This window comes from Pseudobacter sp., from assembly GCF_051955275.1.
GTDB lineage: Bacteria > Bacteroidota > Bacteroidia > Chitinophagales > Chitinophagaceae > Pseudobacter.
Window position 1 is genome coordinate 14,071 of sequence record NZ_JBQCGW010000100.1, and the last position, 23,782, is coordinate 37,852.

Sequence of the window (23,782 nt, forward strand, 5' to 3'; positions counted from 1 at the left end):
CAAAAGGAGATTTTTGCATACCTTTGGGTAAGTTTTGGTTGAAAAAATGGTTAGACGTCATTTGAATCGGCCAGACAATTGCCGGGGGTGGTTCCAACACTTCCGGTTTTTTATGGCCAATTATTTTTTATAGTAACGGATCATTTTAACCTGAATGATCCGGGCAATCAATGATGCGCTTTCATTTTCCACATGGCGATGCTTTCAGGCAATGAAAACCTGTGACAGCGAGCGTTTGCCCGATCTGCAACCGAACTGACATGACAAGGTGGGATAAGTTCTATTTCTCTCAGCGAAGTACCGTAAGCCTTCTGCCCTCGAGCCGGTAACGGACGCCTAATTCTTTCAAAACATTCATCAATCCATTCAGCGTGATGTCTTTCGACATCTCTCCATCCAACTCTATATCTGGTATTCCATTTTCATAAACCACTTCTATATCGTACCAGCGTTCAAGCTGTCTCATGGCTTCGCCCAACGATACATTTTCAAAATTGAACAGTCCAGCTTTCCAGGCCATCACTTTTTCCAGGGCCACTCCTTTGATCACACTGATGTTCTTTTGTACGTCTGCCTGTTCTCCGGGTTTGATGATCACGGTCTGCCCTCCTTTACTGACCTGCACTGCTCCTTCGAGCAAGGTGGCTTTTACACCTGCTTCATTGCTGTAGCTATTTACATTGAAGCTGGTTCCCAGCACCGTTACTTCAGCCCTGTCATCCGCAGAAACAATGAAGGGCCTGATATTTTTCTTCACTTCAAAATACACTTCACCGGTGATCTCCACTTTTCTTTCTGCTCCTGTAAATGCAGTGGGATAGCGGATAGAGCTGGCCGCATTCAGCCACACATCAGTTCCATCCGGTAAGGTAACCTGGAACTGTCTTCCCTTTGGTGTGGACATGGTATTGTACAGCATTTCCTGTCCTTTGCCTTCATACAACAGTGCGCCATTCACCACCTTTGCACTGGCTCCGCCCTGCAAAGCGATCACGCCATTCTGAATGGAGTCCAGCGAAACCCTGGAACCATCGGCGAGTGTGAGAATAGCTCCGCTTTTACCGGGCTGAATCTCCACACTATCTGTTGCAGCGAGACCTTTATACTGGCTCACTTCGGCTGGTTTCAGAAAAAAATATGCAGTAACTCCCAGCAATAAGATGATGCTTGCCGCAGCCCAGCTCCATTTACGCAACAAAGGCATCCGGTGAACAACAGGAGCGGATTCAGCAAATCCGGGGATCTCCGCTGCTTTATCCACGTTGAATACCCTGGCGAGTACAGGCTCCCATCTGCCTGCATCATAGTTCTGCACCTTTCCGTCCGCCAGCAGCAACTCATATAATGCATCCGGGGTCAATTCCTGGTCAGTGACCAGTTCATTGAACTTCTGCTGCTCATCAGCCGTGAGTATGGAGCCTTGTTGGTACTTTTGGAGGATCGCTATGATCTCATTTTTTGTCATACAGATAACTAATTGTGTATTGAGCGAGGCATCAGGACTATAAGACTTAAAAATATTTTTAAAAAAAGCTCCAGCATAAAAGTATACTGATGGTATAACCTGCTTTTTCTGCGAATTCCCGTATCGATTTAAGACTGGTTACCAGTGTATTCTTCACTGTATTGGGTGATACGCCCAACAATTCTGCTATCTCAGGTATTTTCAATCCGTCAACCCTGCTCAACCGGAAGATTTTCTGCTGGGCAGGCGTGAGGCGGGTGATAGCTTCCCGGATGGTTTTTTCCAGGTCTAAGAGTGTAAGATGATCCTGGATATTGTTTTGCGAATTTGGAGCGGTTTGTTCCAGTTGTGCTATGATCTGCTGTCCTTTTGTTTGCCTGCGGAGATAATGAAAAGTTACATAGGAGGCGGTGCGATAGATATACGTTTGCGGGAATTCAACATCAACCAGCTTTTCCCGGCTGATCCAGAGGCGGGTAAAAGTTTCCTGGATCACTTCCGTTACCAGGGATTCATTTTTGGTGATACTTCTGATAAATGGCTCCAGGCGGGGAACATAATGGCGGTACAATCGGGCAAATGCCTGCTCATCCCCATCTGCAATCTGTTGCAGCAGAGCCTTATCAATATATGTCTGTTCGATTGACAATCAATGCAGTTTCCGGAGAATGCAAACTATAATAAAAAAATTACAATCTGCAATTTGCATGGAGGAAGCATTAAGTTGGTGAAGAGACAGGTGGATGATTGGTTATCACAGATACTGTCCTGTCAGACCATCAAACGACCTTTAAGATAATTACAGGGACGCTACTTCCTTCATCCCTTCTTCATAGCTCACCGGTGTGTACCCGAAAGCCTTGCAAAACTTTTCACTGTCGAAAAAATAATCCTGGTTATTCTGGTATTGCATTTCTACCAACTCATGAATAGTCCTGTTAAACAATCCGGCCAGGGAAAGAAGAAAGGAGTTAAGTACAAAATAAGATGCTTTGCTATTCTTCATCGATGCTGCCTTTTCAATAAACTCCCTGCCAGTCCATCGTTGTGCTGATGTGGGCAAATGCCATACCTGGTTAAAGGCATTGTCTGTATTTCCCAATAGCGCAACAGCCCTGGCTGCATCGGGCGTGTAGGTGAAACTATGTATCTTACTTACATCAGATTGCCAGTTCATCTTTTTCCCTTTTATCAAAGGATCCAATACCATTATGTTCAGTATTCCATTTTTCGCACCCGGGCCATAAAAATCGGCGCTCCTCGCAATCAAGGCTTGCAATCCTTTCTGAGTGATCGCATGCATGATCTTCTGAACAACTTCCAGCCGCACTTTTCCTTTCCGAGATGGAGGATTTAAAGGGCTGGCTTCAGTCATATGTCTGACCGCCTGTTTATCGTACATGTATATATTATCGAAGAACACCAGTTTTACTTTGTGTTTCAGACAGGCATTGATTACATTGTCTATAATAACGGGCCAATCGCGCTTCCATATCCGCAGGTCATATTTCAATCCCACTACCAGGTAAGCGACGGCAGTGCCTGCAACGGCCCTGTCTACCTGCTCAGCAGACAACAGGTTGGCTGAAACCAATTCATCCTCTGTATTTACCTTTTCGGGGTGGCGAGACACCAGCCGGATCTCCGCAGTGTATTGTTTCAGTTCTTTGGCCAGTAGTTTGCCGATATCACCTCCGGCACCCAGGATCACTTGTTTCATCGTCTGTTGATTTTGATACAAAATTATCCAATCGGGGCGCTAAAAAAGATGATCCTGGTTATGATTTCCGGGTTGTTACGGTCCTTTTCCTGATGCGGCTCAGGCTTTCCGGCGCAATGCCCGGGTATTGGGCGATGTATCGTTGGGGGAATATGGAACCAACTGCGCAAAAGAATCTCCAAATTCGTTATCTTTTCATACATAATCGATTATATGAGTCGTACCCGGCAATACAGATATTCAACGGATGTGCTCCTTATCGGAGCAGGCATCATGAGTACCACACTCGCCATGCTTTTAAAGGAACTTGATCCCAAACTCAGTGTCCATATCCACGAAGCCCTGGCCGGCCCGGCTTACGAGAGCTCCAATGCCTGGAATAATGCGGGTACCGGGCATGCGGCTCTTTGTGAGCTCAACTACACACCCGAAGAACCGGATGGCAGCATCAATATCAGCAAAGCACTTGACGTAAACACTGCCTTTGATCTTTCCCGGCAGTACTGGGCTTTCCTTGTAAAGAAAGGATTCATCAAAGATCCCAGGGCATTTATCAATCCGGTACCTCATTATAGTTTTGTACGGGGTGAAAAAGATATTGAATACCTGAAAAAAAGATATACAGCTCTGTCCTCCCATCCTTTGTACAGCACAATGGAATTTACAGAAGACAATAACCTGCTATCTGAATGGATGCCGCTGGTGATGGAAGGACGTGATCCGAATGAAAAGCTGGCCGCCACAAAAATGGACACAGGTACAGATGTTGACTATGGCCGCCTTACTAATCTTTACCTGGAGCACCTGCAAAAAACCGAAAATTTCAGTATCAGTTATAACAGCCGCGTAAAAGATCTTCGCCATTCAGGGAGTGGATGGGAGATAGAAATTGAAGATGAAAACACAGAAGAAGAGTTCTACGTATACGCGGGATTTGTATTCATCGGAGCTGGCGGCGGTGCACTGCATCTGCTCCAGAAATCAGATATTCCTGAGGGCAATGGTTATGCAGGTTTTCCTGTTAGCGGCATCTGGCTTCGTACAGACAATCCTGCCATCACAGCCCGGCATCATGCAAAAGTGTATGGCAAGGCTGCGGAAGGTTCCCCTCCTATGTCTGTGCCTCACCTTGACACAAGAAACGTTGATGGTAAGAAATCACTTCTCTTCGGTCCCTATGCAGGGTTTTCCACCAAATTCCTGAAGCACGGTTCTTATCTGGATCTCTTCAGTTCCATCGACATTCACAATATAATTCCCATGCTCAGAGTGGGGCTCGATAACTGGACCTTGGAAAAATACCTGATCGGTCAACTGCTGGAATCAGATGAAAAACGTTTTGATGCATTACAGGAATTTTATCCGATGGCGCAGGAAAGCGACTGGAGGCTGGAACAGGCGGGCCAGCGTGTTCAGATCATCAAAAAAGATCCTGAGCACGGAGGCGTATTGAAATTCGGGACAGAGATCATCAGTTCGGCCGATCGTTCAATTGCAGCCCTGCTGGGCGCTTCGCCCGGCGCCAGTACCGCTGTGGCAATTATGCTGGACGTGATTGAAACCTGCTTTCCTGATAAATTGCAACATGAAGGGTGGAAACAAAAACTGAAGGAGATAATCCCTTCTTATGGGATTTCGCTGGAAGAACAAACTGCGTTTTGTTTGCAGTTAAGAGACGAGACGGCAGTGATTTTGAAATTGAAACAGCAGGAATAAGATTGCTTTATTGAGGTTGTTTACTTTCCCTGCTCCAAATTCCCTTACATTTATGGCCTGACAAGCCCTACCCCATTTGGACCAGACACCTGATCATACCGACCCTGCTTTTCTACACCGCTTCAAATCCGGTGATGAACAGGCATTTACTTCTATATATGACAGGTATTATTACACGCTCTTCCTTTATGCCAGGCAATGGCTGAAAGACAGCAGGGATGCGGAAGATGTTACGGCCGATTCTTTTGTAAAGCTTTTCCACCACCGCCAGAAATTTGTGAGCCTGTCCAATATTGAAGCATTTCTCAAAGTAACTGTCCGTAATGCCTGCTTCAATAATCTGCGCTACCACAGGATCAGGAATACCAAAAGAGATGAGCTGATCTATCAGCTATCACAGGAAGAACAACCTGATTTCGGATGGGTAAGCGCAGAAGAGACCTTTCTCAACCTGGTATTTGCTGAAATAGACAGACTGCCTGAAAAAATGCGGGAGATCTTTATCCTTAGCTTCCGCGATGGCCTGAAACCTGCCGAGATCGCTCAAAAACTGGGCATCAGGGTACGCACTGTCAGCAACCAGAAATCAAATGCCATCCGCATTCTCAAAGCCGCTATCAGCCAGCATCCGGAACTGGTGGTATTCCTATACCTGCTTCAGCGTTGAACAGATTCTATTCTTTCTGAAAAATAATCTCCATTTTCTCTGGTAAGTTTTACATATCAGGTGTATTTAATAAAAGGGCCTACCTGCCCCGTTACAAATACCTCATCTTATGGCCAACAATCAACAAATCGGGCAGTTGCTGCACAAGCACCTGCAGGGAATACTTTCTCCTGAAGAAGAACTGGAACTGGAAAGCTGGGCCAGCCAGCAGTTTTCCAACAGGGAACTGCTGGAGAGCCTTAACAATGAAGAAGAGCTGATGCAAAAACTGCTGCAACACCTGCCGGAAGAACGCCAGCAGCTGCGCAACAGGATATTTGAAAAAGTATTGAATGACACACTCAGGACCAGCAGACAGGAAACTGTATTGCACCATGTCCGGAGAGGCAGGATGTGGAAATGGATGGCAGCAGCCGCAGTTGTTCTCGCAGCTGCCGGTATCTGGTACCTGTCAGAAAAACCGGGCAAACAGCCCGCGCAAATAGTGCAGGTCACAGATACTCTGCCGGATATCGCACCAGGCAGTACTGGAGCATTGCTGACACTTGCCAATGGGAGTATCATCAATCTCGACAGTGCAGCCAACAGTACAATCACTGCACAATCCGGGGCAAACCTGAAAATGGAAAACGGACAATTGTCATACGAAAAGGTAAAACAGCCTGATTCATCAGTGAGCTGGAATACCATCACCACGCCCAACGGAAGACAGTTCACCATACTGTTATCCGATGGTACCAAAATATGGCTCAATGCAGCATCATCACTACGTTATCCGGCAGTATTCACCGGGAAAGAAAGAATGGTTACGCTGCAGGGAGAAGGATATTTTGAAGTGTTTCCCGATAACCGTCATCCTTTCCGGGTCAACACCGCAGACGGCACTAACGTTGAAGTATTGGGCACAGCCTTTAACATCAACGCCTATCTGAATGAGCCGGTTCTGAAAGCCACCCTTTTGCAAGGCAGTATCAGAGTCCGTAAAGAAAATGTAAGCGCTGTTCTGAAACCCGGCCAGCAGGCAATCGTAAAACAGAACATAAGCTTATTGAACAATATAGATACAGATCAGGTGATAGCCTGGAAGAATGGCTATTTCAATCTTAACGGAATGGGATTGGAAGAACTGATGAGACAGATCAGCAGGTGGTATAATATTGAAGTGAGCATGGAAGGCAGCATACCGGCAAAAAAATTCTGGGGCGAGATCTACCGGGGTGAAAAATTATCGACCGTGCTGAAATTCCTGAAAAATTCAGGCATCCGTTTCAGGATGGAAAACAATGGAGCTAAGCTGGTGCTGACAAATTAAAAAACGGAAGTGCTCGAACACTTCCGTAAACGGTCAGGCTGGCAAATCATAAAAGTCCGGAAGACTTTATTCAACAACCAAAACCATTGCAAAAGTATGCAAAAAACTTATGGGATACGGGTAGCTTTTACCCGTAAGCTGTTCCTTTGGGCTACATGCGCCGGAAGGGCAGTCCTGAAAAAACAACTGCTCATGCAGCTCAAACTAACTGTTCTTTTTCTGATCACAGGTCTCATTTCTGCCAATGCTGAGGGATTTTCGCAATCCGTTACATTGAAGGCAGTGGATATGCCATTACAGAAAGTATTTTCAATTATCAAACAACAGACAGGTTACTCCGTGGCTGGAGACATTGAATTACTCCAGAAACAGAAACCGGTGACCATCCAGGCGGAAAACATGCCGCTGGAAAGTTTCCTGAAAATGCTGTTTACCAACCAGGCCGTCAGCTTCGAGGTAGGAGAACGGTCCATCTTTCTCACTCCGCGAAAAACCTCAATGCTTTTCGCCCCCGCTGAGAGATCCAATATCAAAGGGACAGTATTTGACACCACAGGCAACCCCGTTGCCGATGTATCCGTCAGGTTGATTCCCGGTAACCAGGGTACTTCCACCAATGCAAACGGGAACTTCATCATCAGAGATGTCAATCCTGGCAGCTACTTTGTGGAACTGAGTTATATAGGTTATGTGCCTGTGAAGATACCGGTGACCATCAAAGACAAAGATGCCGATCTCGGAAAGATCATGCTGAGGATCACCAATGAAAAGCTCCAGGCAATTGAAGTGGTGGTCAACACCGGATACCAGACCATTTCAAAAGAAAGAAGCACAGGCGCTTTTGCCAAGCCTGATATGGACATCGTTCGCAACAGGACCACCAGCATGAACGTGTTGCAAAGGCTCGATGGCCTTGTGCCCGGCCTCACCATCAACAACGCGCCCGGCGCCACTGATAACCCGCTACTGGTCAGAGGGCTTTCCTCCATCAATGCAGACAGAAATCCACTTTTTGTAGTAGATGGAATTCCCATTGAAGACCTGAACAGTATCAATCCGCAGGACGTTGCAGATATTACCGTTCTGAAAGATGCATCCGCTACTTCCATATGGGGTGCCCGTGCCTCCAATGGCGTGATCGTGATCACCACTAAAAAAGGAAAACAATCTGAAAAGCTCCGTGTTGAATACAACACTTTTTACAGTTTCCAGGGTAGGCCTGAATTCGATTATCTGCCTGTGCTCAACAGCCAGCAATACATCAAGGCAGCAAAAGAAATCTTCAGGCCGGATGTGTATCCATGGGCAACGGCATCTACCTATACCAATCTGCAGAACGCAACGGCAGGTGTACCCCCTCATGAGCTGATCCTCTATAATAAAGCGAGGAACCTGATCTCGGAAGAGCAGGCCAACAGGAGTCTCGACAGCCTTGCCTCCATCAACAATCACGATCAGATCCGTGATATCTGGTACCGTCCTGCTTCCCTGATGAACCATACCATTTCCCTGAGTGGCGGCGGCCGCATCCATTCCTTTTATGGATCCATGGCTTATACCAAAACACAAAGCAGCAGGCCAGGAGAAAGGAACGAAGCCTTCAAACTCAACCTGCGACAGGATTTCAAGCTGAACAAAGTGATCAATCTTTACCTGATCACAGACCTCACCAATACTATCCGGGAAGAGAAACGCCCTATCAATATCAGCAACCGCTTTTATCCTTACCAGCTCTTTAAAGACGCAAATGGAAACAGTATCAACATGCCCTGGATGCAAATGCTTTCCGATTCCAACAGGCTGGCCTTCACTGAAAAAAGCGGCATAGACCTCAACTATAATCCCATTACTGAATTCAACAACGGTAATACAAAAGCTGATATCTTTCAGGCCCGCGTTACCTCAGGTCTTTCCATCAACATAGCCAAAGGACTTAAGTTTGAAGGCACCTATGGATTATGGAAAGGCAATACTGATAAAACAATGTTTGAAGACAGTAAAGCGTATGGAGTCAGGGTGGAACGAGTGCAATTCACCGTTGCGCCCAAAACACCGGGAGCTTCCCCCACTTATTACCTTCCACTGAAAGGCGGAAGAAACACAGTGATAGATTCAACCAGCCGCAACTGGACCATCCGTAACCAGTTCAGTTATGACAGAAGGTGGAATGATAACAAACATCAGCTGGTATTGCTTGCCGGCCAGGAGGCCCAGGAGAGATTCATTCAATACACCCAATCTACAGTCCGCGGATATGACGACCTGCTGAAAAGTTTTCAGAATGTGAACTACCAGTACCTGCAGGACTCAGGTGTAACAGGCCCGGTAATGCCTATGCTGCCTAACAGGAGCACACTGACCACTCCCACATACCGCGAAGCAGAAGCAAAAACAAGATTCACTTCTTACTACGCAAATGCTGCATACACTTTCAACAACAGGTATACCCTTACCGGCAGCTGGCGCATTGACGAATCCAACCTCTATGGAAGAAGCAAGGCCGCTCAGAACAGGCCTGTATGGAGTACCGGTGTAAAATGGACGATGGGTGAAGAAGACTTCATGCAGACTTTCAGCTGGATCGATCACCTGGCACTTCGTGCCACCTATGGTGTTACCGGAAACAGTCCTGCACCAGGCACTGCCGCCGACAGTGATATACTGGAAGTGGATACCCGGTCAGTAACATCGGAAGGATCCTCATTGCGTATCAAAGCGCCGGCCAATACCAAACTCACCTGGGAAAGTACCCAGACCATCAACCTCGGGCTTGATTTTGCTTTTCTCGGTAACAGGATCTCCGGCTCTGTTGATGTATATAAAAAGAAAACAGAGAACCTGATAGGATTACTCCAGACCAATGTATTCTCAGGATACAGTACTGTTGTGGGCAACCTGGGAGATATGATGAATAAAGGCATCGAGCTTTCACTGACCAGCCGCAACCTGGTACTGAAAAACTTCAGCTGGAATACTACGATCACGCTTGCTTACAATAAAAATGAACTGACACGCATCAACCTGCTCACTCCTATAGTAACAGGCGCCAACAAAGTGGCGGCTATCTATCTGCCCGGTTACAGCACCTTTGCCATCTTCGCTTATCAGTATGCCGGCCTGGACAATGGAGGAGCTACACAGATACAGCTGAATGACAAAACCATCACCAAGGCACGGAATGTTGCCAAACTGGATGATATCCTGTATAAAGGCACGTCCCAACCCATATGGAATGGAGGTTTCAGCAATTCATTCCGTTACAGGAATTTCGGCTTGCAAACCAATATGGTGTACAGCATGGGACATAAAATGCGCAGGGATGTAAATACATTCTACACCGGCCGGCTTATAGGCGCAGCAGGAAGCTTTGTGCAGGGCAATGTGCATGCAGAGTTCGCCAACCGCTGGCAACAGGCAGGGGACGAAGCATTCACCGACATCCCTTCCTGGGTGAGCACATCCACACTGAACGCTGCCAGGGAAACCGCCTATTACACACAGGGCGACAGGAATGTACTGGACGCTTCTTTCATCAAGCTCCGCGACATTTCCTTCAGCTACGACCTGCCATCGGCCGTGAACAGGCTCTGCCATATCAGTGGCGCCACTTTCCGTGTGCAGATGAACAATATCATGCTGTGGAAGGCCAATAAATATGGCATAGACCCTGAATTCCAGAACGGTAATACAGGCATTAGGTCCATCCGTTCCGGACAGAACAGCCTGACGATCGGCCTGAATGTTTCATTCTGATAAAATGATAAGAAATGAAAAAACATAATTTGTACAGATACTCTCTCTTTATACTGATTTCCACAAGCATGCTGGTAGCCAGCTGTAAAAAGAGCTTCCTGGAGATCGTTCCGAAAGGTACTTTGATTGCTTCAAAAACCGAGGACTATGCGCGCCTGCTGGGCACGCTCGATTTCATGAACATCGATATCTCCCCTGCAGTATTGCTGGGTGATGAGCTTGCAGCAGCAGAGCCTTACTTCACCAATGAAAGTATTACTGACAGAAGATTGTTCAACTGGGAGGCCGTAGTGTACGAACCTGAGCAGGATGCACCGGACCTGAATTCCCTGATGAACTGTATCTATTCCTTCAATAAGATCATCAATGAAGTACCAGCCTCTACTGACGGAACGGAGCAACAGAAAAAAGAGATCATTGCAGAAGCACGCGCAGGCCGCGCCTGGTGTTATTTTCATCTGATCAACTTTTATGGCAAACCATACAACAAAGCTACCTCGGCTACGGATCCGGGATTCCCTAAACTGATCAATGCTGACGCTACTCAGACCAACTTCACCCGGGCCTCCGTGGAAGAGATCCATCAATTGATAGTAAGTGATCTGGAATCAGCCATCATTGACCTGCCGGTGAAAAACTTCCGCCGTCCGCGTATCAGCCGCGCTTGTGGGAAGGCCATTCTTGGAAAAGTATATATGACCATGCAGGAATTCGGCAAAGCATTGCCCCTGCTGAATGGTGCATTTGCCGATTTGCCGTTGACGGACTTTCCAACGGTATTGTACAATTACAATGTTACGTTTGCTACCGGCGGCATTTTTCTGCCCATCAATAGCTCGAATGGCCCTGCTTACCCTATAACCGGTAGCAATACTGAAGTAATGCTGTCAAGACAATACAGCAGTTTTTATACCTATGTGCGGAACTCTGCTGTACTCAGTCCGGAAACAGTACTGCTGTTCGATCCTGCAGACCTGCGCCTGAAATTCTATGTGAACACTGCCAGGCCCAGCGGAGCAATACCAGCCGGAACATTACGCAAAAGATTATCAGGCCTGATCCAGGCAGGTTTTGTACTGCCTGATCTATACCTGCTGCGGGCTGAATGCCGCGCCCGTGCCGAGGATTTCACAGGCGCCATTGAAGACCTGGAAGCCTTACGAAAGAACAGGTTACCTGCCGGTAAGTTTTCCGTGCCTGCCGATGTATCAGCAGATAAAAAGAAACTCGTGAATTTCATCATTGAAGAAAGGATCCGCGAATTTGCAGTCACCGGCTATCGCTGGATAGATATGCGAAGACTTTCCACTGACCCATTGTTCGCAGGGATCCAGTTTAAACACAAGATCTTCAAAGAAGACAACAGTTTCACAGAGATCACTCTTCCCGCCGAAAGATTCGCACTCCGTTTCCCTCAAAAGGTGATGGAACAGAACCCTGCTATGGAAAACAATCCCTGATCAGCACACTATCAAATTACAAACATGAAACTTCATATCATCATTGCATCTATTTTCATTTCAATGACAGCAGCAGCGCAAACTGCAGAAGAAAAATTTCAGACAGAAAGCAAACAGCTTCATGAACAAATAGCACCTTTGCAGAAACAGGCCAAAGAATACAAACTGGCAAACGATACGGTTTCCTTCAACAGGATCAAGCCGGAACTTTTCGGTCTGATAAAAAGATCAGACAGCCTGGAGAATGTTTTCATCAGGAACAATCCGGATGCTGACCTGAGCCTGCAGCTGGTTTTCCGCAAACGCAATTTTGTGCCAGTGGCGGCGCTGGAGTCATACTACAACAATTTCAGTGAAAGGCTCAGAACATCCGATCAGGGAAAACAACTGGCAGCAAAGATCAGGGCCAATAAAGCCACGGAGTTGAACATGCCGGCCATTGATTTCACCCTTCCCAGCCTGAACGGAGAGATGGCTTCCCTCAAGTCTTTCAAAGGAAGATATGTGCTGGTAGATTTCTGGGCCTCCTGGTGCGTGCCCTGCAGAAAGGAAAGCCCATTTCTCAAAGCTGCTTTTGCAAAATTCCAAAACAGGAATTTCACCATCCTCGGCATTTCAGTTGACACTAAAGAGGATGCGTGGAAAGCAGCTGTACATCAGGATGGGCTCACATGGACGCAGTTGATAGAAACCCGTGGTATGAAAGAAGGGGCAGCTGCCGATTATGGAGTATCTGCTATACCTGCCAATTTTCTGATCGACCCGCAGGGGAAGATCATCGCTAAAAACCTCAGGGGTGCTGAACTGGAAGAAAAACTAAAAGAAATATTACAATAGAAGATTTTTCAGTTTCAGTCGCATTCCCTTATCAACAGAATACGGTCCGCTTTTGCGGGCCGTGTTTGTTTACGGCTTTCAAATCATAATGTATCAGCCAGTTCCCTGAGCAGTATGAAAGCGCCCATCAGTAAAACGAACCAGCCGAAAACGGTCTTCAGTTTTCCGGACGGGATGATCCTGTTCAGGTAGCTGCCTGCAATAATACCCAGTACAGCCAATGCAGTAACTGTCAGCAACAATTGCCAGTCTGTTGCCTTCGCGTCCAGTGCACCGGTAAAACCTGTCAGGGAGTTGAGTGCAATCACCAGAAGTGAAGTGCCAACCGCTTCCTTCATGGGAAGATGCAGCAACAATACCAGGGCAGGAATGAGAAGAAACCCGCCTCCTGCTCCCAGCAGTCCGGTTACCAGCCCTATGCCCGTACCGAACAGGATCAGCTTGCCAATATGTAGCCTCTCATCACTGGTTGCTATCTTCTTTTTTCTCCTGATCATGAAAAATGCGGACAACAACATCATGATGGCAAACAGGATCATGATCAGCCAGCTTTCCGTGATCACAAAACCACGGACCACGCCTATTTGCTCCGGGATGAGCGGCGTCAGCCATTTACGTGTTCCAAAAACCGTTACCATGGAAGTGGCCGCAAACAAAAGCGCCATCCTGATATTCACTGTTCCCTGTTTATATTGCTGCGCTGCTCCAACAAGACTGGTGGATCCCACCACAAATAACGAATAGGAAGTAGCCATTACAGGCGAAACGCCAAACAGGTACACCATCATGGGCATCGTAAGTATGGAGCCTCCGCCCCCGATCAACCCCAGCGAAACCCCTATCAGCAGGGATGCCAGATATCCCAGCAGCATCATGATCTTTATTTTTTTCAAAGTTCGGCCTGGCCGCCCAGGCTATCAGTGACAATAGTCACTACCCGGAAATTTTTCAGGAAGCATCAGTGACAAAAGTCACATAAGGGGCCGCGTGCTGGCTTTAACTATGCAACCGGATAATTCGTAACTTTCTGGTATGCAGAATAATAATTCTATCAGGCAATTATTTCCTGGTCTTGAAGAAGAACTATATGATGAAATGGAACAACACGGTGATATCCGGCAAATACCGGCAGGCACCGTTCTGCTTAAAAAAGGACAGACCATCAGGTCTACCATGCTCATCCTGGAAGGCATCGTGAAACTATACCAGGAGGACGATAACGGTAGCGAATTCTTCATGTACGATATCGAACCGGGCGAAGCCTGCGCTGTATCCATGGTATGTACTTACAGGCAGGAGAACAGCCAGGTACTGGCTAAAGCAATGACCGATGTAAGCCTGTTAAGCATTCCGCTCCCTTACATGGATGAATGGCTGGGAAAGTACAAAAGCTGGCATTACTTCGTCATCAGAACCTGGAGGGCGCGCTATGAAGAACTGCTCAACACCATCAATGAGATAGCTTTTAAAAAGATGGATGAACGACTGGAGTTTTATATCAAAGGGCAGGTTGAAAAAATGGGAAGGCATATCAGACTCACACACCAGGAGATGGCCACTGACCTGAATTCTTCCAGGGAAGTGATCAGCAGGCTTATGAAAAAAATGGAGAAAAATGGCTGGGTGATCATTCACCGGAATTCTTTCGAATGGATCAAATCCTGATCTCATAGTTATGTGATATCTGTCACTCATAGCCTCGCGTACGCTGCTGATCTTTGTGCTTCAAAAAAACGAGCTATGTATTTTCAGCACATTTTTGATAACACACTGGCACAAGGCAGTTATTTTATAGGATGCCAGCAGGCTGGCATCGCGGCTGTGATCGATCCCAAACGTGATATTGATACCTATATCTGTATTGCCAATGAACAAAACATGCGGATCACACATATTATGGAAACGCATATCCATGCAGACTTCCTGGCCGGATCCAGGGAACTGTCAGCACTTACCGGGGCAACAATGTACCTCTCCGGTGAGGGTGGACCGGACTGGCAATATGAGTTCGATCACGTAGAGCTGAAAGATGGAAATAAAATCCCGTTAGGGAACCTGGAATTTGAAGTGTTGCATACGCCAGGACATACACCCGAAAGCATCAGTTTTTTATTGACGGACAAACCTGCCAGTGAGGAACCCGTTATGCTGTTCACCGGCGATTTTGTTTTTGTGGGAGATATTGGCAGACCGGATCTGCTGGAAAAAGCAGCCGGACTGAAAGGCACCCAGGAAAAGGGCGCCCATCAGTTATTCAATTCCCTGAAAAGATTCAGTTCACTTCCGCCTCATATACAGGTCTGGCCCGGGCATGGCGCCGGATCAGCCTGCGGAAAAGCTTTAGGCGCTGTTCCCTCCACCACTACCGGTTATGAAATGCTCAGGAATTGGGCCTTCCGCTTCCGGGAAGATGAAGCAGGCTTTGTGCAATACCTGCTGGCCGGTCAGCCGGAGCCACCAAAATATTTTGCGATGATGAAGCAGCTCAACAAAATGCACAGACCCTTGTTGACGGAAGTGCCGGAACTTAGAGAACTAAATGGTGATGAATTGAAAACTGCACTGGATAAAGGGTATACACTAATTGACACCAGGAATAAGAATATTTTTGCCAGCGGCTTTATTCCCGGCAGCATCAATATACAGCATAACAACTCCTTCAACACCTGGGCAGGCTGGTTCCTGGATTATGATACACCGTTTATCCTGCTGGCCGATCCCGCGCAACTGAATGAGCTCACAAGGCAACTGATGCGCATCGGGCTGGACAATATCCATGGATATATTCCTTCTGTAAAAACCTGGCAGGATGCAGGAGGAGAACTGGAAAAAGCAAACCTGATTTCTACTGAAGATTTTCAAACACTTCGTCAACAAGAAAACATTCAGGTAGTGGACCTCCGCGGCGAAACTGAGTTCAATGCAGGGCATATACAGGGAGCTGATCACGTTTTTGTGGGTACCTTGCTGAACAATCTTCAAAAGATCAGCAAAAGCAAGCAGGTGGTGATCCATTGTAAGAGCGGTGACCGCGCCACCATTGCATACTCCCTGCTTGCTGGAAAAGGTTACAAAAACATCCTTAACTTTTCCGGAGGAATGAATAAATGGTTGCAGGACAAAAATCCTGTAGTAGTTTAAATATCACATGCTGATAAACTATAAAACACTCAGACAAATATGCTTGAATTAATAAAACAACCCTGGCCATGGTATGTGGCAGGACCACTGATAGGGCTCATTGTTCCTGCCCTGCTCCTGCTGGGGAATAAACACTTCGGTATTTCCGCCAACCTGCGCCATTTATGCGCGGCCTGTTTCCCGGCAGGGATCAGATTCTTTCAATACAACTGGAAAAAAGAGATCTGGAACTTCTTTTTTATCGGAGGTATCCTGACCGGTGCCGTTCTGACTACCTTTTTCCTGGCTAATCCTGATCCGGTAACAGTGGCCCCTGCACTCACCAGAGAACTGGAAGGATACGGCATGCAGGTAACAGGATCCTTATTACCGCAGGAGATTTTTTCCTGGAGCAGTCTCTTTAGCCTGAGAGGACTGATCATGCTGGTGGGCGGAGGTTTTCTGGTAGGCTTCGGTACCAGGTATGCAGGAGGCTGCACTTCCGGACATTCCATCATGGGGCTCAGTGATCTGCAGTGGCCCTCACTGGTAGCCACCATTATGTTCATGGCAGGTGGTATCCTTACAGCCAACCTGGTACTTCCTTTCATCCTTAAATTGTAAACATGCAAACGGCAACACAAAAAACAATACAGCAACAGCATACCGACTTCGAAGTACGTTCACTGGACACCATCTGTGTGAACGAGTCACAACAACAACACCCCTGGTGGTATAATTTCAAATACCTGGCCGTTGGCCTGCTCTTCGGTGTGGTATTCGTTAAGGCAGAGATCATCAGTTGGTACCGCATACAGGAAATGTTCCGGTTCCAGAGCTTCCACATGTATGGTGTGATCGGCAGCGCAGTGGTGGTGGGTATCATATCCGTATGGCTCATCAAAAGATTCAACATCAGAACCATCCATGGAGAAAAGGTGGAATTCCATCCCAAGAAATTCAACAAAGGGCAGATCTATGGCGGGCTGCTCTTCGGTGCAGGCTGGGCATTGACGGGCGCCTGCCCCGGCCCTCTGTTTGCGCAGATCGGTACAGGCGCACTTGTGGTGGCAGTGGTTTTACTGAGCGCCATTGCAGGAACCTGGGTGTATGGATATTTCAGGGAGCGGTTACCGCACTAAACTTTTCTTCCTGTAAATGAGCTTCACTATTTCCACCCAGAAAGTGCTGACTGCAGCCACTCCAATGCAAGTGAGTAACATGGCTGTAGAGATCATCGACAACGAAAACAGGTTGCGTACTGCAGGAACATACAACATGCACACAATAAAAATGAGTGTCACTAAGATCACCAGCGGCACCAGTGCATTCCTGTAACGCAGGGTCTGAATTACAGAAAATTCAAATGACCTGTTCAGTTGTGTCAGAAAGATATTACTGAAGAGAAGAGTGATGAAGATGACAGTACGGACTGTTTCATGATCATATCCTGCTTGCAGGTAATAATATCCGGTGATCAAACACCCAACAGTAATGGCCAGTCCCTGCACGATGCTCAGGAACAGTTGCCGGAAAGTGAGAAAGCTGTAAGTGGTCTTCCTGGGTTTCGCCGTCATGGTTCCTTTTTCCACCGGCTCGTTCTCATAAATGATAGAGCAGGTTGGTCCCATGATCAGTTCCAGGAAGATCACGTGAACAGGAGAAAAGATATCGGTGAAGGCCCAATGCAGCAATAAAGGAAGAGTTACGATCAGTATGATGGGGATATGGATGGAGATGATATATCGTATGGCCTTTTTGAGGTTGTTATAGATCTTCCTGCCCAGTGCAATGGCATCCGTCATACCTGTCAGCTCATCGTTGGCAAGGATAAGAGAAGCTGCATTCTTTGCCACCTCACTTCCCCGCTTGCCCATGGCGATGCCGATATGAGCGGCTTTAAGCGCTGGAGCGTCATTTACACCATCACCTGTCATGGCCACTATTTCTCCTGCTGATTTGAGTGCATTCACTACTTTCAGCTTGGCTTCAGGGAACATGCGTACAAAGATGGAGGTTGCCAGCACCTGCTGCTTCAGCAATGCTTCCGGCATTTCTCTGATTGCCTCTCCCGTCAACACCGCGTTACTGGTATCAAGTCCAGCCTGTGTTGCAATGGCCAATGCAGTTCCGGCGTAATCGCCTGTGATCATCTTTACCTGGATGCCTGCCTTCCGGAAACTGTTGATGGTTTCCGGTATCCCTGGTTTGATGGGATCTTCAAATACTATCAACCCAAGAAACCTGAATGAAAATTCTTCCTGCTTCTCCGGCCATTCTTTATAATCACCTGTAGCTTTTCCAACACCCAGTACACGGTATCCTTTATTGGCATATTCCCTGCTCTTATCCAGGAAAGCGTTTTTTTGAGCTTCAGTCAGGTCACTGCATTTCAGCACGGCTTCAGGAGCGCCTTTCACAGCAATTACATTTTCGCCAGCCTTGTTACTGAATACATGCGTCATCATGGGAGGAGTACCGCTGAGCGGATACTCATGCACCTGGTTGTACAAAGGACGCAGATCGGTTGCTGTTGTATTTTCATACAATGAATGAATTGCTTTTTCCATGGGATCGAAAGGCGTTGTTTCGCTGGACCACATGGCATATTCGAGGAGTTGCGAAGAAGCATCCATGCTTTTATCGAGGGATAGTTCCTGGTGAGATACTGCATCATACAATGCCACGATCTCCATTTTATTCTGAGTAAGCGTACCTGTTTTATCTACACATATCACGGTGGCTGTGCCAAGCGTTTCAACATACTGTGGTTGCTTAACAATTACCTGTTTCTTTAACAGACGATATGCACCCAGCGCAAGAAAAGTGGCAAAAGCAACCGGGATCTCTTCCGGCAAAATGCTCATGGCCAGGGTAAGGCCCTGGAGGAAAGCGCTGTTGAAATTACCGGAGAGGCTGTAATTGAATGCTACCACCAGCACAAAGGCCACCACTCCCACCATTACCATCAGTTTCACAAAACGGCTGATCTGTTGCTGCAACGGCGTTCTTTCTACAGTTACTTCCTGTAATGACGCTCCTATCTGTCCAAACCTGGTAGCCTTGCCCACTGCTGACACCTGTATCCTGCCCGATCCGGACGTGACCAGTGAACCCTTGAATACCATTTTATCATTCTCAGGCGATTTGGCAATGGAAAAAGCTTCGCCTGTAAGCACGGATTCATTGATGGAAAGGTCATTGGATGCTATCAGTTCCCCGTCTGCCGGTACAATCATACCTTCTTCCAGCAGCAGTACGTCTCCCACCACAATTTCTTCTGAGGGCACCTGCACCGGTTTTCCTTCCCTGATCAGTTTGGCACGGGGTGAAGCCAGTTTATTCAATGCTTTCACTGCATTGGCGCTCCGGTAATCCTGGAAAATCGAAATGCCGCTGACAAGGCAGATAGCGGCCAGCATGATGATGCCATCCTGGTACTGACCCAATGCAAAATAAATGATGCAGGTGACCAGCAGGAGCAGGAACATAGGCTCTTTTACTATGCCCCATAAAACATCGGTAAACACAGAACGTTTTTCGGACTGGGTGGTATTACTGCCATGCTGAAGACGGCTTTTCTGTACCTGGGCCATTGAAAGCCCCTGCTCTGACAGAAGATTTTCCATGTAAACAATTTAATGAAAAAACTTCAGCGAACATTATGACATACCAATATCCACGCCGGGCCGCAGGATGATCAACATCATGTCACTGTCTGACGATAATCTTATTTTGTACCTGGAGAGTCCGGTAATTTTACCATATACAACCTGATCAATCATTTTAATATGCAGAATGCAATCATCATTTATAAGGGTCGTTATGGCGCCACCCGCCAGTATGCGGAATGGTTGGGAGAAGCATTGCAAATACCGGTAGCTGGTCCCCGCGAAATAAATGAAGAAAAGGTTCGCCGTTGTGATCTCCTGATATTGGGAAGCTCTGTATATATCGGAAAACTTGAACTGAGTGGCTGGATAAAAAAACACGCATCCATCCTTGCGGATAAAAAACTAATTCTTTTTATAGTTTGCGCCACACCTCCTGATGAAACGGGAAAGCTGAGAGAGATAGAAAAAAACAATGTACCGGCCAGCATCAGAACAGGATGCAGGGTGTTTTTCCTGCACGGGAAAATGAATATGCAGGAGCTATCCTGGAAAGACAGGGTGCTACTGAAACTGGGCGCACAATTTGTAAAAGATCCTGAAGAAAAAAAACATATGCTGGAAACTTTTAATGACGTCAGGAAAGAGAACATGCAGGCATTGACGGAAGCATGCGCAGCAGCACTCCATACCAGCGGTACAGACAAACCAAAGCAATCCCTTTCCTGAACCCTTTATCCTGAAACACGATAATATTTCATTCCCCCTCCGCTTTTACAGGCTTCCAATTTTGCTTCTGTAGATACACCTCCCTGTATTCCAGCATGACCATTCTTACGCTGCGGAAAACATTTTAAGGCCAATAGCGCTGAAGCTATCATGCTATTTTATACGAACCCGTCTTCTAACCCTACGATCACCCTTTTTTTCTTTCCGGCCTGAGCTGGAAGTGCCCCTAATTTTGTAATAACCGGTCGTTTAATGAATGCAGGCCATCCATAAATGGATTTCCAGTGCTGCACTATTTCCGATACGGCAAGACCCCAAAAACACAAATACAAAACCAGATCAGAATGATGGTTACTGAATTTATTCGTAAAGCAGGCATTTCTGCTGCGGTCCTATCAGCATTTACAGGCTGTCAACAGCAGGGAGACAATCAAAATGCAAAAAAGGAATGGAAAGAAACCACCTCCAATGGCTTCCACTACAAATATGTTGACGGAGACCCGATGAAGTCCAGGTTCTATACACTGAAGAACGGTCTCACCGTTATCCTTAGTCCCAACAACCGTGAGCCCAGGATCCGCTCCCTGATGGCATTGCGCGCTGGAAGCAACAATGATCCTGAGACCCACACCGGACTGGCGCACTACCTGGAGCATCTGCTCTTCAAGGGAACCAACAAATTCGGCACACTTGATTCCACGCAGGAGAAATCATATATCGATGAGATCACCCGCCTGTATGAAGTATACAATCAAACTACAGATGCCAGGGAGCGCAAAACAGTGTATCATCAGATCGATAGCGTTTCCGGCATCGCAGCGAAATATGCGATCGCCAACGAATACGATCAGATCATGGCAGCCATGGGTGGCATTGGAACCAATGCCCACACCTCCTTTGATGAAACGGTATACGAAGAGAACTTCCCTTCCAATGCCATCGACAAATACCTGATGCTACAGGCGGAACGCTTCAATAATCCGGTCTTCCGCCTCTTCCATACTGAGCTGGAAGCGGTATACGAAGAAAAGAACCGCAGCCTGGATAGCGATAATTCCAATATGTTCGATTCTCTCCTGGCTGGTCTCTTCCCGAACCACAACTACGGGAAACAGACCATCCTGGGAACTACGGCACACCTGAAAAACCCATCCCTCAAGGCTATCCGCAATTTTTACAACACCTACTATGTTCCATCCAATATGGGATTGATCATGGCTGGTGATTTTGATCCGGATACGCTCATCGCGAAGATCGAGAAATCCTTCAGCGCCTGGCCTGCAGGCAAAACCCCTGCTGAATACAAAGCTCCTGATGAGCCTGCCTTCACCCAGCCTGTGTCCAAAACGGTGATTGGTCCGGATGCAGAAAATATCACCATCGCTTTCAGGTTACCCGGTGCAAAGAATTACGAAGGCACCATTGAATCCACTATCATTCAAAACCTGCTCTACAATGGCAAAGCGGGTCTGATGGATCTCAACCTCAACAACCAGCAGAAGGTACTGGGCAGTGTTGCATGGTTCATGCCGATGAAGGATTATTCCGTACTTGTTCTCTCCGGCAATCCGGGCGAAGGGCAATCACTGGACCAGGTGAAAGATCTGTTGTTATCTCAGGTCAATCTAATAAAACAGGGACAGTTCAATGATTCACTGCTCAAGGCCATTTCTGTGAACTATAAACTCTCAAAGATCCAGAGCATCCACAGCAACGACAACAGGGCCAATATGCTGATGGGCGAATTCATCAGGAACAAAGGCGTCAACTGGGATAAGGAAGTAGGCTTTGTCAACAATATGGAACAGGTTTCAAAAACCCAGCTCATGGAGTTTGCAAAGAAATTTCTGGACCAGAACTATGTAGTTGTATACAAAAAGGCAGGTGTGAACAGCAACCAGGAGAAAGTGGAAAAGCCCGGTATCACTCCGGTTACCATCAACAGGGATGTTCAGTCGGCACTGGCCAAACAGATCGCCACTCTTCCTGCAGGCGCCATTCAGCCTCAGTGGATCGACTACAACAAAGACCTCAACAGGTCCATGGCAGGCAGTTCACCACTGCTGCATGTGCTCAACAAAGAAGACCAGCTTTTCCGTTTATCATTCAGGATTGACCTGGGTGAATGGCATAACCGTCTTCTGCCGATAGCTGTGCAATACCTGGATTTCCTGGGCGACAGCACCAGCAGTTCCGATGAGATCAAAAGGCAGTTCTACAATATCGCCTGCGATTACAACATCGCTACAGCTAACGAACATACAACTATACTGATCACAGGGCTCCACGAGAATTTCGCCAATGCCACTACTGCATTTGAAAAGCTGCTCCGTACCTGCAGGGAAGACAGGGCAGCTCTCGATAACCTGAAAGCCAGGATCCTGAAAGGCAGGCAGGATGCTAAGCTGAACAAAGAAGCGATAGGAGAAGCACTTCGCAATTATGCGATGTTCGGTGCACAGAATCCTTTCAATTACCAGCTTTCCAACAAAGAGATCCAGGAACTGACTGCGGATCAACTTATAAATGTGCTGCATAACCTTTTCAACTATGCACATACTATCGTTTATTATGGTCCGATGAAGGAGAAAGATTTCAAAGAACAGATCAGCAGCCTGCATGCTGTTCCTGCATCCTGGTCAGCAGCACCACCCGCAATGCAGTTCACCAGGACACAACCTTCCGGTAAAGAAATATTGTTCGCCCCTTACAATATGGTTCAGGCTGAAGTGCAGTGGGTCAATAATTCAATTCCTTTCGATTCCACTTTAATGCCAACCACAGAGCTTTTCAACCAGTACTTCGGAGGCGGTATGGGCTCTGTAGTATTCCAGACCATTCGTGAAGCCAGGGCCCAGGCCTATACGGCCTATGCGGTTTACAGAACTCCGGCTAAGAAGGCTGACAATTATTCAACTATGGCCTATGTGGGTACCCAGGCAGATAAAATGAAGGAAGCCATACTTGCCATGGATGAATTACTGACTAACCTGCCTCAGTCACCAGCCATGCTGGAAATAGCCAGGGAAGCCATTCTTCAGAAGATCGCCAATGAGCGGATCATGGAAGATGCTATAGCTTTCAATTTCCTGTACGCTCAGAAATTCGGCCTGCATACCGACCAGCGGAAATACATCTATGAAAAAGTGAAAACTATCACATTCGAAGAAGTGAATAAGTTTTATACTGATCATATAGCAGGAAAAAATTACACTTATTGTATCCTGGGATCTGATGCCACTTACAAACAATCGGCATTCCTGCAGCCGGCAGTATCCCGGAAACTCACACCGGATCAGCTGTTCGGCTACTAACCAGCAACTGATGATTTACACAAATCAATCACAAAGATGTGGCTAAAAAATAATTTTCCCCCAAATTTTTTGTCTTTT

Annotated in this window: 17 protein-coding genes; 12 read left to right on the forward strand and 5 right to left on the reverse strand. The window is 46.9% G+C overall.

The window, feature by feature from the left end:
* Positions 1–289: 289 nt before the first annotated feature.
* The 3 genes from ACTHMC_RS08260 to ACTHMC_RS08270 form a co-directional block, all read right to left on the reverse strand.
* The gene (locus tag ACTHMC_RS08260) at positions 290–1,465 is read right to left on the reverse strand and encodes a FecR family protein (protein ID WP_440412481.1); all 1,176 of its coding nucleotides are present in this window, start codon (positions 1,463–1,465) and stop codon (positions 290–292) included.
* Between the two features lie 58 nt (positions 1,466–1,523).
* Entirely contained in the window at positions 1,524–2,114 is a 591-nt protein-coding gene (locus ACTHMC_RS08265; protein ID WP_440412482.1) for an RNA polymerase sigma factor, read from the reverse strand.
* 150 nt (positions 2,115–2,264) lie between these two features.
* Positions 2,265–3,185 (reverse strand): NAD-dependent epimerase/dehydratase family protein, encoded by a 921-nt coding sequence (locus ACTHMC_RS08270; RefSeq protein WP_440412484.1) that lies wholly within the window; start codon positions 3,183–3,185, stop codon positions 2,265–2,267.
* 201 nt (positions 3,186–3,386) lie between these two features.
* Between ACTHMC_RS08270 and mqo the strand changes: the two genes are divergently transcribed.
* The 6 genes from mqo (at position 3,387) to ACTHMC_RS08300 (ending at position 12,930) form a co-directional block, all read left to right on the forward strand.
* Positions 3,387–4,901, forward strand: a complete 1,515-nt coding sequence (gene mqo / locus ACTHMC_RS08275) for a malate dehydrogenase (quinone) (RefSeq protein WP_440412508.1) — start codon at positions 3,387–3,389, stop codon at positions 4,899–4,901.
* A 76-nt stretch (positions 4,902–4,977) separates the two neighbouring features.
* The gene (locus tag ACTHMC_RS08280) at positions 4,978–5,568 is read left to right on the forward strand and encodes an RNA polymerase sigma factor (RefSeq protein ID WP_440412486.1); all 591 of its coding nucleotides are present in this window, start codon (positions 4,978–4,980) and stop codon (positions 5,566–5,568) included.
* 109 nt (positions 5,569–5,677) lie between these two features.
* The gene (locus ACTHMC_RS08285; RefSeq protein WP_440412487.1) at positions 5,678–6,880 is read left to right on the forward strand and encodes a FecR family protein; all 1,203 of its coding nucleotides are present in this window, start codon (positions 5,678–5,680) and stop codon (positions 6,878–6,880) included.
* Between the two features lie 192 nt (positions 6,881–7,072).
* Positions 7,073–10,633 carry a SusC/RagA family TonB-linked outer membrane protein gene (locus tag ACTHMC_RS08290; protein WP_440412489.1) on the forward strand — a complete coding sequence of 1,187 codons (3,561 nt, stop codon included), beginning with the start codon at positions 7,073–7,075 and terminating at the stop codon, positions 10,631–10,633.
* A gap of 14 nt (positions 10,634–10,647) precedes the next feature.
* Entirely contained in the window at positions 10,648–12,093 is a 1,446-nt protein-coding gene (locus ACTHMC_RS08295) for a RagB/SusD family nutrient uptake outer membrane protein (protein ID WP_440412491.1), read from the forward strand.
* A 24-nt stretch (positions 12,094–12,117) separates the two neighbouring features.
* Positions 12,118–12,930, forward strand: coding sequence for a peroxiredoxin family protein (locus tag ACTHMC_RS08300; protein WP_440412492.1), 813 nt, complete (start codon positions 12,118–12,120; stop codon positions 12,928–12,930).
* A gap of 83 nt (positions 12,931–13,013) precedes the next feature.
* Here the strand turns inward: ACTHMC_RS08300 and ACTHMC_RS08305 are convergent, their stop codons facing one another.
* Positions 13,014–13,805, reverse strand: a complete 792-nt coding sequence (locus tag ACTHMC_RS08305) for a sulfite exporter TauE/SafE family protein (RefSeq protein WP_440412493.1) — start codon at positions 13,803–13,805, stop codon at positions 13,014–13,016.
* A 157-nt stretch (positions 13,806–13,962) separates the two neighbouring features.
* Between ACTHMC_RS08305 and ACTHMC_RS08310 the strand changes: the two genes are divergently transcribed.
* The 4 genes from ACTHMC_RS08310 to ACTHMC_RS08325 all read left to right on the forward strand — a co-directional run bounded on the left by ACTHMC_RS08310 (position 13,963) and on the right by ACTHMC_RS08325 (position 17,192).
* Positions 13,963–14,595 (forward strand): Crp/Fnr family transcriptional regulator, encoded by a 633-nt coding sequence (locus ACTHMC_RS08310; RefSeq protein WP_440412495.1) that lies wholly within the window; start codon positions 13,963–13,965, stop codon positions 14,593–14,595.
* 75 nt (positions 14,596–14,670) lie between these two features.
* The gene (locus ACTHMC_RS08315) at positions 14,671–16,071 is read left to right on the forward strand and encodes an MBL fold metallo-hydrolase (protein ID WP_440412497.1); all 1,401 of its coding nucleotides are present in this window, start codon (positions 14,671–14,673) and stop codon (positions 16,069–16,071) included.
* A 39-nt stretch (positions 16,072–16,110) separates the two neighbouring features.
* A complete protein-coding gene (locus tag ACTHMC_RS08320; RefSeq protein ID WP_440412499.1) occupies positions 16,111–16,674 on the forward strand; it encodes a YeeE/YedE family protein in 564 nt (187 codons plus the stop codon).
* A gap of 2 nt (positions 16,675–16,676) precedes the next feature.
* Positions 16,677–17,192: a YeeE/YedE family protein gene (locus tag ACTHMC_RS08325; RefSeq protein ID WP_440412501.1), complete on the forward strand. Its 516-nt coding sequence runs from the start codon at positions 16,677–16,679 to the stop codon at positions 17,190–17,192.
* On the opposite strand, the gene ACTHMC_RS08330 is transcribed toward ACTHMC_RS08325, so the two are convergent.
* Positions 17,181–19,679: a cation-translocating P-type ATPase gene (locus ACTHMC_RS08330; protein ID WP_440412503.1), complete on the reverse strand. Its 2,499-nt coding sequence runs from the start codon at positions 19,677–19,679 to the stop codon at positions 17,181–17,183. The two genes, ACTHMC_RS08325 and ACTHMC_RS08330, sit on opposite strands and share 12 nt — an antisense overlap.
* A gap of 162 nt (positions 19,680–19,841) precedes the next feature.
* Between ACTHMC_RS08330 and ACTHMC_RS08335 the strand changes: the two genes are divergently transcribed.
* Positions 19,842–20,390, forward strand: a complete 549-nt coding sequence (locus ACTHMC_RS08335; RefSeq protein ID WP_440412505.1) for a flavodoxin domain-containing protein — start codon at positions 19,842–19,844, stop codon at positions 20,388–20,390.
* A 344-nt stretch (positions 20,391–20,734) separates the two neighbouring features.
* A complete protein-coding gene (locus tag ACTHMC_RS08340) occupies positions 20,735–23,704 on the forward strand; it encodes a M16 family metallopeptidase (RefSeq protein ID WP_440412507.1) in 2,970 nt (989 codons plus the stop codon).
* Positions 23,705–23,782: the final 78 nt, after the last annotated feature.